The sequence below is a fragment of the Hymenobacter sp. BT188 genome (genome assembly GCF_014333585.1).
GTDB lineage: Bacteria > Bacteroidota > Bacteroidia > Cytophagales > Hymenobacteraceae > Hymenobacter.
On record NZ_JACSCW010000010.1, the window covers coordinates 39735 to 51983 of the forward strand.

Consider the following 12249-nt stretch of genomic DNA (forward strand, 5'->3'; position numbering starts at 1 on the left):
GGTCGTACCCAGCAAGGCATGGTCGTAGCCGTTGCCGCGCGGCTCTGGCTGGCCCCGTGGCGGGCCCGTTTAGCGGCCGGCGGCTTGCGGACCGCGCAAGGTCATGATGGTGCTGATGACCGTGGCGGCCACTTTGCCGTCGTCGCGCACAATGTCGCAGGTGTAGTGCGTGATGGTGCGCCCGTGCTGGATGGGTTGGGCCGTCGCGCGCAACGTGGATTTCCACACCGGGCGGAAAAAATTAATCTTCAAGTCGATGCTGGTGAACGACTCCCCCTCGCCCACGAGCGTGGAGTGGGCCGTGCCAATGGCCGCGTCGGCCAGCTCGCAGAGCAGGCCGCCGTGCACGGTGCCTTGCTGGTTGCCGTGCAGCTCTGGGTCGGCATCGAGCTCCACGGTGGCGGTGCCCAGCCCGACGGCGACCAGTCGGAAACCCAGGGTTTGCGAGATGCGGGTCGGGTAGCGCACGCTCGTCGTGTCGTCGGGGCCGAGGGTGTTGGCGAGCTGCCGCTGGAGGTATTCAAGCACCGGGAGCTGTTGGCCTTCTTGTTTCATCGGTTTTTACTAAAAAATACGGGTTGGTAACGGCAGCGTACGGGGGAAGTTTGCGCGGGTGCGTCCCTGGACGGGACCTGGAACCAAGCGGGTTGCGGGCTGGCCACCTCCCGGCACTCCGCCAACCAATATTTTCCGCTCGCTCGACTTCCGTTTTTGGCTGCGCCACGTAAAGACACCTTTCCAACCCTGTTTGTGTACTTGGCCTTCTTGGCCTCCCTCAACTCATTCGCCTTCCTCATGGACCTTCACTATATCCGTCGCGGCACCGGCCGTCCCCTGCTGCTCGTTCACGGCATCGGCGGCAGCTGGCGCTCGTGGAACACCATTATCGAAGCGCTGGCAGCCGAACGCGACGTAATAGCCGTGGATTTGCCCGGCCACGGCGAATCCCCTCAACTCCCGGGCCTCCAATCCATTGGGACCTTGGCCGATGCGCTCACGTCCTTTCTAACCCAGCACGACCTGCTCGGGATTGACGCCGTGGGCAGCTCGATGGGTGCCCGGCTGGTGCTGGAGCTGGCCCGGCGCGGGGGCGTGCTCGGCGCGGTGGTCTCGCTGGACCCCGGGGGATTCTGGCAGGGCTGGCAAATTCCGTTCTTCTACCACTCAGTGGCCGTGTCGGTAAAACTGGTGAAGGCCCTGCAGCCGGTGATGCCCGCCCTGGCGGGCTCGGCGGTGGGCCGCACCGTGCTGCTGCCCCAGTTTTCGGCCCGGCCCTGGGCCGTGGATTCGCAGCAGGCCATCGACGAGATGCACACCTTCGCCCACTCCCCCGCGTTCGACGAGTTGCTCGACCAGTTGGCCCACGGCGAAGTGCAGCCGCCGGCGCCCAAGGGCAGCATCACCGAGCCTTTAGTCATCGGCTGGGGCCGGCAGGACCGGGTGTGCCTGCCGAGCCAAGCCAAGCTGGCCCTGGAAAAATTCCCCGATGCCCGCCTCTACTGGTTCGAGCAGTGCGGCCACTTCCCGCAGTGGGACCAGCCCGCCGAAGCCACGCGCCTGATTCTGGCGGCCACCAGCCGCCAGGCCTTCACCGATGCTTCCATTGCCCAGGCGCGACCGACCAAGGCCAGTGCTTCGGCGGGGCCCAAGGCGGCGGCCGTGGGCGCGGCGCTGGCGCTGCTGGCGGGCGGCATCTGGCTGCTGTCGTCGCGGCAGAAACGGAGCCGCAACGGAGCCGCACACCCAACCGGACGCGCCAACAGGTAGTCACCCCATCCAGTTAGCCATTTGCACATTGCCCCACGAACAAGGGCCGGACGCTCTCGCGAGCATCCGGCCCTTGTTCGTGGGGCAATGTGCCAAACCAGCCGTTATGCCGGAATCAAGTGGTGCGGGTTAATCACAAACTTCTTGGCCACGCCGCTGTCGAACTCGGCATATCCCTTGGGGGCGTCGTCGAGACTGATAATTTCCACATTCACCGCCTTCGCAATCTGCACTTTATCGTACAAAATGGCCTGCATGAGCTGGCGGTTGTAGCTCATCACGGGCGTTTGGCCGGTGTGAAAGGAATGGCTCTTGGCCCAGCCCAGGCCGAAGCGGATGGACAGGTTGCCGGTTTTGGCGGCCTTGTCCTCCGCGCCGGGGTCGGCGGTCACGTACAGGCCCGGAATGCCGATGGAACCGCCCGCGCGGGCAATTTCCATCAGGGAGTTGAGCACAGCGGCGGGCACTTCGGTTTTGGCCTGGGTGCCGTGGCCGCTGGCCTCAAAGCCCACGCAGTCGATGGCACAGTCCACCTCCGGCACGCCCAGAATCTGGGCAATCTGGTCGGCCAGGGTGGCGTCCTCGTTCAGGTCCACGGTCTCGCAGCCGAAGGAGCGGGCGTGCGCCAGGCGGGCCTTGTTCATGTCGCCCACTATCACCACGGCCGCGCCGAGTAGCTGCGCCGAAGCGGCCGCCGCCAGGCCCACCGGCCCCGCGCCTGCCACGTACACCGTGGTTCCCGGGCCCACACCGGCCTTCACGGCCCCGTGGAAGCCGGTCGGGAAAATATCGCTCAGCATGGTCAGGTCGCGGATTTTCTCCATGGCCTGGTCCTTGTTGGGGAATTTGAGCAGGTTGAAATCGGCGTAGGGCACCATCACGTACTCGGCCTGGCCGCCCACCCAGCCGCCCATGTCCACGTAGCCATAGGCGCCGCCGGCGCGGCCCTCGTTCACGGTCAGGCAGATGCCGGTTTTCATTTCCTTGCAGGTGCGGCAGCGGCCACAAGCCACGTTAAACGGCACCGACACCAGGTCCCCCTTTTTCAGGAATTCCACGTCGTCGCCGGCCTCAATCACCTCGCCCGTGATTTCGTGGCCCAGCACCAAGCCGGCGGGGGCGGTGGTCCGGCCGCGCACCATGTGCTGGTCGGAGCCGCAGATGTTGGTGGAAACCACCTTTAGGATAACCCCGTGCGTGATTTTGCGCCCTTTGGGGTTTTTCAGCTCGGGAAAATCAATGCTTTGCACCTCGACCTTGCCGGGTCCGAGATACACGACGCCTCTGTTGCTGGCCATACTACTGGGGGTTAAAAGGGTGGGAAAAAGAACGTCATGCGGCGCGATGCGCCGCATGACAAATGACGGCGGCAATGCGGAGTTAGCGGTGGCCTTCGAGGGCGTGCTGGCCGGCTTCGGCCACGGCGTGGTCGTTTTCGACCGAGCTGCCCGATACACCGATGGCGCCGATAACCTCGCCGGCCGCGTTCTTGAGCACCACGCCGCCGGGGAAGGTGATGAGGCCGCCGTTGCTGTGCTCGATATTGAAGAGCGGGGCACCGGGCTGCACGGCATCCACCAGGTCGGCGGTGTTCATGGTGAACCAAGCGGCGGTTTTCGCTTTCTTAAAGGCGATGTCGATGGAGCCAATCCAGGCCCCGTCCATGCGGGCGAAGGCGACGACGTTGGCTCCCGCATCGACGACGCAGATGTCCATTTTGGTGTTGATTTCGGCGGCTTTTACCTTGGCGGCGGCAATTGCGGCTTCGGCTTGCGTGAGGGTGATGTTCATAAAGAGAAGGAAATGGGATGCGAAAGAATTAGGCGGTAAAGGTGGCGTCGAGGTGGATGGGCACCGCGCTCAGGGCCTTGGAGATGGGGCAGCCGGCCTTGGCACCGTTGGCCAGGTCCAGAAATTGCGCCTCGCTCAGGCCGGGCACCTTGCCGGCCAGCGTGAGGGTGATGCCCGTGATGCCAAAGCCGCCTTCCACGGCATCGAGCACCACCTTGGCGTCCACCTTCAGCTCGTCGGCCACGAAGCCGGCCTGCGCGATGGCGAAGCTCAGGGCCATGGCGAAGCAGCCGGCGTGGGCGGCGGCTATCAGCTCCTCGGGGTTAGTACCCAGCACCCCGTCTTCGTTTTCAAAGCGGGTTTTGAAGCTGTAGGGCGTGTTGTTAAAAAACTTGTTCGACGTGTTGAGGGTGCCGGTGCCTTCGGCGCCGGTGCCGTTCCACACCGCGGTTGCTCTGCGGGAAGTTGCCATGAGAATGGGGGAATGAAAATGATTGAATGGGAGATGATAGGTAACGGCGGAAGAAGTGTCTACCCTTCCCGCACCGTGTTATTTTTTGCGCTCGTAGTAGCTCACGAAGCTGGCTTTGGCCAGCGTGTTCTGCCACAGGTAGTAACCCACCACGGCGGGCGTGGCCGTGGCGTCGAGGCCCAGCTTGTCGGTTTTGAGGGCGTACACCGTGAACCGGTACTCGTGCGGGCCGTGGCCTTCGGGCGGGCAGGGGCCGCCGAAGCCGGGCATGCCGAAGCTGGTGGCGCTCTGGATGGCCCCCTTGGGCGCGAGGCCGGCGGCGGGCTTGCCGGCGTTGCTCGGCAGCTCGGTGGCGGAGGCTGGAATGTCGAACATCACCCAGTGCGTCCAGCCGCTGCCGGTGGGCGCGTCGGGGTCGTACATCACGACGGCGAAGCTCTTGGTGCCGGCCGGGGCGTTGGCCCAGTTCAACTCGGGCGACTGGTTTTTGCCCGTGCAGCCGAAGCTGTTGAACTCTTCGGTCTTGGTGGCCTGGCCGCCGAGGTCGTTGCTGCGCAGGGTGAACGTTTTGGGGGCCTGGGCCAGCGCCGGAAGGCTGAGCGCCACGGCGGCCAGCAGGGAAAGCGAAAAAGTACGCATGAAAGGCGGAGGTCTAGATACTCCGCAAAAGTATCCGCCGCCGCCCCCGGACCGGTAGCGGTGGGCGGTCAAAAAGTGTTGCTAAACGCTCATATTGGCTGCTGAAACTGCTTGGGCGTGCGCCCGAAGTGCAGTTTGAACGCCTGGGTGAAGCTCGACAGGTTCTCGAAGCCCGCCGTGGCGTACACGTCGGTGGGGCGCTGCTGCCGGGCCGTGAGCAGGTAGGCCGCGTGCTCCAGCCGCTGCTGCTGGCCCCAGCGGCTGGGCGAGGTGTGGAATTCCTGCTCGAAGTGCCGCTTGAACGTCGACTCACTCATGCTGCACAGAAACGCCAGCTCGGCCACGCGCAGTTGGCTGAGGGCGTTGGCCTCCACCACCTGCCGCAGGCGCTGCCGGGGCGCGGCCGCCGCCCGCCCCGGCCGCAGCTGGTCCAGCAAGGCCGGCCCCTGCCGGGCCAGCAGGTAGAGCATGATTTCCTCGAACTTGGCGGGCAGCAGCCGTTGCTGCACGGCGGGCGGGGCCTGCTGCAGCACCAGCAGGCTCTGCACGAAGTGCGTCACGTAGGCATCGTAGGGCAGCACGACGAAGCCGTCGGTGGCGGGACGGGGGGCGGGGCGCAGGTCCTGCCGCTGGAGCAGGCGCTCGACCAGCGCGTCGGGAAAGAAAAACAGCAGGCTGCGGTAGGTCTGGCTGGGGGCCAGCTTCTCGCTCATCAGGCAGTTGCCGGCCCGGATGAGCAGAAACTGCCGGTTGTCAATCAGCACGGCCTGACCGGGCGTAATCAGCTCCTTGGTGCCGTCGAGCAGGAAGCTGAACACGTGCTGCGAGAGCTGAATCCGGTTGTTGCGGCAAGGGGCCTGGATGCGGTAATCCACCACCAGCGCAGCAGGCGGGCCGGTGATAGGGCCAAAGTCGTTCGGAAGGGTTTGCAAAGAGTAGGGCCTGGCAAGGGCAAAAGACGGTGCAATATCCGGCTTTACGCCGGCTTGCACAACGTGGGCCCGGTCGCGAAGCCGCCATGTACACGACCCGGCGGACGGGAATCTGCGCGTAGACGCTCCTTCTTTTCGGCAGGCCCCTACCGGCTCGGCTAGCGGCTGACCTTTTGTTGGGTGTAGAAAACAGGGTGTCAAAGCGGAGATGCGACAAGCTTTTTCGGCGCTGGTTCCAACTCTTCCTGAGAAAGAAATAAGGCCGGGCGTTCCCGTTCGTAGTGAATAGCTGCCAGGCGCCCGCTTCTGTTTTTTTGGGTTGTTACACCGGTATAAACGCTTAGCCGCAACAACCTAGCAGATAAGGGACTCGTTAGCCGAAGAACGTTGTGTTTTCACCTTTCACCCCAACCCGCTATGGTTTCTTTTACGCGTTGGCGGCTGCCCACCCTGGGCCTGTCCGCACTTACCGTATTGACGCTGGCTACGTGCCAGAGCAATTCCACCAAGACGACGGAAGGCACCGGGCAGACGGCCGCCGATTCGACGGGGACGGCGCCTGCGGTGGCGGGTTCAACCGGCGATGCCGACGCGGGCCGGGACGTGTTTCGAAACGAAACCTTCGGCACCGAGGGCTTCTGGACCAACGCCGTGCGCATGCCCCAAGGCATGAAGGCGGCCAAGCTCACGGTGCTTGACGCGCTGAAGGCCGGCGTCAGCTTCGACGTGGACGCCATGCCCGCCGACCTGAAAGTGGCCTTCGTCCGCGAGCTGAAAACCGACCGTTCGCCGGCCAAAGCGCCCAAACTCAACGACCCAGCCACGATGGATGCGCTGGTGAAGGCCAACGCCGTCATCGGCATGGTGCCCAAGGGGGCCCTGGTGGGCGTAAGCTGTGCCCTGTGCCACGCCGTGACCGACAAGTCTATGTTTGACCTGGGCGGCAAGGGCAGCATCGGCAAACGCATCGACGGACCCACGCCTCACCAGCTCAACGTGGGCAAGCTGCTGGCCACCGCCGCCAACTCGCGGGCCCTGTTCACCACGCTGCAGCTGCAACAGCCCGACGGCAGCACCATTGGCCGCGCGCCCAAGGGCCTCACCGTCACCTCGACCGAAGCCGAGGTCGATGCCTACCTGAGCAACCCCAAATTCTACCCCGTTGGGACGTTTGACGACTCGCCCGATGGCAACGGCAACCCCGTGCACATCGCGCCTTTCTTCCGCCAGGATTTGGCCGCACCCTTCGGCAGCTCCGGCCAAAACGACAAGTTGGATGACTTCAACAACACGGTCTACACCGCCCTCTTCGACCAAAGCAACCTGCTCTCGCCCGGCGGCAAGCAATTCATCCACGTACTGGGTGGGGCCGGCGGGGACGCCATGCTGGCCGACTATACTAAAGTACTGGCCGCCACGGGCGTCACGGGCTTCCCCTACGTCACCTCTTCCACGGCAGGCAAGCCCGGCGAAGCCCCCACGCCCACCGGCAAGCGCGTCGACGAGCAGAAGCTGCGCAATTTGAACGCCTATGTTTCCCGCTTGGCAGCTCCGAAAGGCGTGGTTACGGATGCCGCCCTCGTGGGCCAGGGCCGCGCCTTGTTTGTCTCGAACAACTGCACGAATTGCCACAACACCGACCAGAGCAAGCCGGTGTTGACCAAGCTGATTCCGATGAATCAGATTTACCCTGACTACAAGCCCAAGGTGCTGGCCCAGCGCCAGCCGCCGCTCACGCCCATTCAGAATGCGCCGGGCACGTTCGACGACAAGATGATTGTGGTGGACGCCAGCCCCGGCGGGGGCATTCGTGGCAATGCCCTGCCGCTGCTGCTCGACCTGGCCCGCAAGCCGGTATTCCTGCACGATAATTCCGTGCCCAGCATGGATGCCCTGCTCAACCCCAGCCGCGGCAAAGGCGCCCCCCATCCGTTTTACGTGGTCAGCGCCAAAGAACGAACGGCGCTCGTCGCGTACCTGAAAAGCCTGGACACGGGGCCAGACAAAGCCGTGGCCATGCGTCGGTAGGTCAAACCGCGGGTTACCCTTAAGCAATGTAGCCGGACTGCCTAGTAGGCGGTCCGGCTCTTTTGTGCGCGGCTGGGTGGTTGAGGGGGGTTAAAGTAACCGGACGGAAACAGGACGTGTATTTTTTTCGGTCAGGACCGCAAACAAGAACGGAGCGTCGCCCGACTAGCGGTGCCCATAGGAGGGGGCATTTAAGGCCAGGGGCCTCCTGTGTCTGGCGTTGAAAAGGTACTGCACGCCAGCAGCTGCTGATTAAGGGTTGTCAACGTGCCATTGGGGGAACACAATTTTAAAGTTGTTCTACTCTGCAAAACTTAGGTTCCATAACTGTTCATTCCCGGACCTAAGTCTTCAAAGCGGTTCGAAGACCTTTCAAAAGTTTAGGTATCATAAGTGTTAATTATGATACCTAAAGTATCTTCGCCGACATGAGCACGGAAATCACCCGAATTCCTGAGCAGCCCCAGGCGCTGGGCTCCCAGCTATCGACAGTTGCCGGCAACGTGGCCCGCTACATCAAGCTCGGCTTAGAGGGCGCTGACAACACGGTACTGGCGTACTCAGCCGACCTGAAAAACTTTGGGGAGTACTGCGAACTCCACGGCTTGTGTCCACTGCCGGCCGATGTGGCGACTATAGCAAGGTACGTAGCTGACTTGGCTGACATCCCGCGCAAGCTTTCTACCATTAAGCGACACTTGGCCGCCATCCACAAACACCACCAGCTGCGCGGCTACCCGTCGCCTGTTCATGCTGACGAGTTGGACTTGGTACTGGAGGGCATCACCCGCACTTTGGGGAAGCGTCAAAAGCAGGCGCCCGCCTTCACAGTGGAAGAGCTCAAGGAAAGCATCCGACGCCTGGACGTTACGACCACAGCTGGCCTGCGTGACCGAGCCCTCTTATTGCTGGGCTTCGCTGGCGCTTTCCGTCGTTCCGAGCTCGTGGCCTTGAACGTAGAGCACCTAGAATTTACGGAGCGAGCCTTAATTGTACATTTGACCAAAAGCAAAAGCAACCAGTTGGGAGAGGCCGAAGATAAAGCAGTGTTTTATGCTTCTACTGCCGCGTTCTGTCCAGTGCGCTGCACCCGCGCCTGGGTCCAACAGTTAAGCCGCGATACTGGGCCGCTGTTTGTCTCACTCAAACGCGGCAAGGTCAAGGGCGAAGCGCTACCCACGCAAAAGCGGCTGTCAGCCCTACGCGTGAATGGTTTAGTACAGCTGCACCTGAACCACGATGAGGAAGGGCACAAAGTCCCAGAAAAGAATTATTCTGCTCACTCACTACGCGTCTCATTTATTACGGTGTCGGTACTACGTGGTCAGTCGAACCGTTTTATTAAAAATCAAACCAAGCAGAAAACCGATGCCATGATTGATCGCTATTCGCGACTAGATGACGTAGTTTCCTTTAACGCTGCCCAGAACTTGGGCTTATAAAGCCATAATGCATTAGACGGGAAGGTCAGTGATAGGTTATGAAGAGCATTATAATGTATTCCCCAGTGAGACACTCGAACTCTAATTACTTAATAACTAAGCTTGCAATGTGGCATTGACGCTGAATTATTAAGTAATTAGAATTATAGATAGATGTAGCAGCTCATTCATAACTAAGATCATAAATGATCCAAGATTAGTAAACAAACAAATCAGTTATCTAACAAAGTGAAATCGAGAGCAACTAACAATTTGGATAAAATTGCATTATTGATCCCATAATCAACAATATCAGCAGTAGTTTTAACGAACTTAGTCTGTACTCGATTTTCTTCATCAACTTCGTGTATGAAGGCCCGTGAAGATAAAATTGTCAATTCTTCTCTTATCTCCGCTTTTGACACCCGTAGTTTACGCTTCAATTCTGGGTAACTTATTTCAAAATTTCCATCACCATCTGATTCGCTGGCTTCTATAATAGTAATCAGAAAATCACGACTTATTCGAGGCAATTTAGTTAAGTTGTTGAAGACCTCTTTTACATCCAGCAATGTCCTATTCCTGTAGTTGGCTAAAAACTTATTGGCATTCACACAAATTGTATTAGGCGCAATTTCTAGCTTATTCAAGAAAGAGGTAGGATAATTACCTTCATTATTGGGGATTTCTATCTCTGTAATAACTAAATGAAACTGCTTTTCAAACAGTTTATATAGATCATATAGTCTGTCGTATGGAATAGATATCATCTCTTTACAGATATCTTTTATTTCTAAGATATCATTTACTGAAAACGAGCCATTGACTAAGTTCGCAGGAACTACAGCAGTATAACTAGACTGCTTTTTTCCTAAGATTATAATTTTAATATTTGGGTAAACAGCTAACTGTTGCGGGGTTATAGCTTTAAGAGTATCATTTACTTTTGTTGAATTACTAGTTGAAGTAACCTGAAAAGCGATCTTGTTACCAACATCACCTAAATCGAGACCTGGCGAGTTAACGTGAGAGGCATTGAGGTTTTTTAGATTGTATCCATAACAAATATTCAAAACATCCTTGATAAAATCTTCGCAATACTTATTCAAGTCAGTAAGTCCAAGTTGATTACGTAACTCGATTTGATTTTGAAGTTGACTTAAATCGTCAATCAATTTACCGATTATTATTCCGCTGGTTATCATGAGAAAAGTGAATGATTTAGGCTTCCAAACTGAGGGAATGAGTAAAAAATGACAAAGGTTTAGCGATTACTCGACTTTAAGTACATAAAATCCAACTACTCCATCCGGCTTTGGAAGAATCGGCCTGTTTCTTCATCTTGAAAGTAAACGTAGCACCCTTGGGTCCCACGAGTCATCAGTACTTTGTAAGTGTTGCGCAAGAACTCTAGCTGCTCCTGAGGGCGCACGCGATAATTGTTAATGGCAGTGTCCGATGAAGCGCTTCCTTGTGCTAGCCACCCGCCCTGTTGCTGACGGTAAACTAAATCGGTGCCGACGATGACCCCTACGTAGTCAAATTCGAACCCTTGAGCGGTATAGATACACCCCACTTGGTTGACTCCGCCAGGCGCGGTAGCCCACAGCGAAGTCTTCGGAATGCCAGCCGCGAGGCGGCCGGCGTTATCCTTTGCATTCCACGGACGGTAGTAGCTGAACTCGTCGGTTTCGATGATGATGTTCTCAACCAACTGGCCATCGGGTAACGGGTCGGACCAGGGCCAGCAGAAGCCGGCCACCATGCGGGCGGTGTGTCCTTCTTGGCGACGCTGCTCCAGCATTTCCTCGATCTGAACAGGGGACGAGATTATCTGGAAGTCGTAGCCTTGACTCACGTTCCACAGCACGTTGGCAGTGCGCTGAATGCCCAAGGTGTTATCTAACCAGTTGATGAAGCCGCTGGAGCCGGCACACCGGAATTGGGCCTCTAGCTTGAACTCTGCTATCGTTACCCCCTGCTGCTCGGCGGCCTGTTTGAGTATGTTATAAGAGCCGATTTCGCCGGGACGCACCCGCTGGAAGTCATCGATGAAGAACACTGATACCCAGGCCACCTGCAGCAGTTCCTCTACTTGGGGCAAGTCGCTGCGCTGTTCGGATCGGGTGAAGCGGGAATTGCTGGAGCTGCGGATGCGGTGGGCCTCGTCGCAGATAACCACGTCGAGTGAGTTTGGGATGGCGTGGCCGTAGGCATTGAAGTAGGTAAAGAAGCCGTTACTACGGGAGCCAAACTGACTGCGGAGGTTTTCGGTAAAGGCTTTGGAGCCGGTGGCGTAGTGGGCCTTGACCTCACGGCGTAACAAGTCGTGAAGCAAGTGCAGCGCAATAACGGACTTGCCGGTTCCGGGGCCACCTTTGACAAGTACAGAAGTCTTGACCTGGTTTTCGTGGGCATCAAGTACTGCCGTGCGGACTCGGTCGTACACGAGCAGCTGGTCATCGAGCAGCACGTAGCTGCTTTTCTTTCGCATGATGTTGTCGACATGCTCGAGCAACTTCTTGCTGGGACGGTAACGGCCGGCGTCGATGCGCTGCAGCACAGACTGTCCGTTGCCGCCAGCCAGTCGCTGTTGGAGGTAATGTCCTAAGTCGACGGACTGTTGGGCACCATAGACCGGATAGTCAGATACCAGCTGGGTAAACTTGGGCTCGAGTAGTGCGTCGGCCGACTGGAAACTGTAGTTGTGGAGATAGGCACAGGCGTGCAGGCCAATGGCAGCCTCGGTGCCATTGAAGGCGGTGTGCACGTCGGCGAGGTACTGGCAGTACTGGCCAACCTGGGCTGAGGGATGTAGCACGTCGCTGAGCTGGCCATTGAGCCAGGTTACCACTTCGTTGGAGCCGGCTGAGGGCTGACTATTGGACCACTGCTTTAGCTCAATGATGACGGCCTGACTCTGCTGATTGGCATCGTGGCCACAGATGAGGCAGTCGAGGCGCTTGGATGTGAGGGGAAGCTGATATTCAAGCAGGACACCGTGGTCGAGCAGGCCAGCATCCTCAAATACTCGGCTCACGCAACGCAAGGAGTTGTGCCAGGACGTTACCTCGTTGGGCTGCGGCTCGGTGCGGTAGTGAGCAAAAAAGGCTGCTTTGAGGGTTCCTACAATAGAATTATGGGTGGTGGCAGCTATGAATTCATTAGAAGAGCCGGCGTAGAGTCTCATAGGAATGGC

The 12249-nt window shown here is 58.7% G+C and carries 12 protein-coding genes; 4 read left to right on the top strand and 8 right to left on the bottom strand.

Translation table 11 applies throughout. The features are described from left to right. Positions 1 to 69: 69 nt before the first annotated feature. A complete protein-coding gene (locus H8B13_RS19905) occupies positions 70 to 396 on the bottom strand; it encodes a PaaI family thioesterase (RefSeq protein WP_315985172.1) in 327 nt (108 codons plus the stop codon). Between H8B13_RS19905 and H8B13_RS21640 the strand changes: the two genes are divergently transcribed. Continuing rightward, complete coding sequence (locus tag H8B13_RS21640) at positions 367 to 585, top strand: hypothetical protein (RefSeq protein ID WP_315985173.1); 219 nt, start codon at positions 367 to 369, stop codon at positions 583 to 585. The two genes, H8B13_RS19905 and H8B13_RS21640, sit on opposite strands and share 30 nt — an antisense overlap. A 210-nt stretch (positions 586 to 795) precedes the next feature. Further along, entirely contained in the window at positions 796 to 1767 is a 972-nt protein-coding gene (locus tag H8B13_RS19910; RefSeq protein ID WP_187312576.1) for an alpha/beta fold hydrolase, read from the top strand. A 104-nt stretch (positions 1768 to 1871) separates the two neighbouring features. On the opposite strand, the gene fdhA is transcribed toward H8B13_RS19910, so the two are convergent. The 5 genes from fdhA to H8B13_RS19935 form a co-directional block, all read right to left on the bottom strand. Continuing rightward, positions 1872 to 3065, bottom strand: coding sequence for a formaldehyde dehydrogenase, glutathione-independent (fdhA, locus tag H8B13_RS19915; protein WP_187312577.1), 1194 nt, complete (start codon positions 3063 to 3065; stop codon positions 1872 to 1874). A gap of 82 nt (positions 3066 to 3147) precedes the next feature. Then, the gene (locus tag H8B13_RS19920) at positions 3148 to 3558 is read right to left on the bottom strand and encodes a GlcG/HbpS family heme-binding protein (protein WP_187312578.1); all 411 of its coding nucleotides are present in this window, start codon (positions 3556 to 3558) and stop codon (positions 3148 to 3150) included. Positions 3559 to 3586: 28 nt separating this feature from the next. Continuing rightward, positions 3587 to 4030: an OsmC family protein gene (locus tag H8B13_RS19925; protein WP_187312579.1), complete on the bottom strand. Its 444-nt coding sequence runs from the start codon at positions 4028 to 4030 to the stop codon at positions 3587 to 3589. A gap of 78 nt (positions 4031 to 4108) precedes the next feature. Further along, positions 4109 to 4669, bottom strand: a complete 561-nt coding sequence (locus H8B13_RS19930) for a YbhB/YbcL family Raf kinase inhibitor-like protein (protein WP_187312580.1) — start codon at positions 4667 to 4669, stop codon at positions 4109 to 4111. Between the two features lie 89 nt (positions 4670 to 4758). Beyond that, a complete protein-coding gene (locus H8B13_RS19935; RefSeq protein ID WP_187312581.1) occupies positions 4759 to 5601 on the bottom strand; it encodes a helix-turn-helix domain-containing protein in 843 nt (280 codons plus the stop codon). 417 nt (positions 5602 to 6018) lie between these two features. On the opposite strand from H8B13_RS19935, the gene H8B13_RS19940 reads away from it, so the two are divergent. Both H8B13_RS19940 and H8B13_RS19945 read left to right on the top strand, forming a co-directional pair. Further along, on the top strand, positions 6019 to 7629 hold the full coding sequence (locus tag H8B13_RS19940) for a hypothetical protein (protein WP_261990483.1): 1611 nt from the start codon (positions 6019 to 6021) through the stop codon (positions 7627 to 7629). A 428-nt stretch (positions 7630 to 8057) separates the two neighbouring features. Continuing rightward, the gene (locus H8B13_RS19945; RefSeq protein ID WP_187312582.1) at positions 8058 to 9071 is read left to right on the top strand and encodes a tyrosine-type recombinase/integrase; all 1014 of its coding nucleotides are present in this window, start codon (positions 8058 to 8060) and stop codon (positions 9069 to 9071) included. Positions 9072 to 9283: 212 nt separating this feature from the next. Here the strand turns inward: H8B13_RS19945 and H8B13_RS19950 are convergent, their stop codons facing one another. Together H8B13_RS19950 and H8B13_RS19955 are read right to left on the bottom strand one after the other, a co-directional pair. Continuing rightward, positions 9284 to 10255, bottom strand: a complete 972-nt coding sequence (locus tag H8B13_RS19950) for an SMEK domain-containing protein (RefSeq protein ID WP_187312583.1) — start codon at positions 10253 to 10255, stop codon at positions 9284 to 9286. Between the two features lie 95 nt (positions 10256 to 10350). After that, complete coding sequence (locus H8B13_RS19955; RefSeq protein WP_187312584.1) at positions 10351 to 12240, bottom strand: DUF2075 domain-containing protein; 1890 nt, start codon at positions 12238 to 12240, stop codon at positions 10351 to 10353. Between the last annotated feature and the right edge of the window lie 9 nt (positions 12241 to 12249).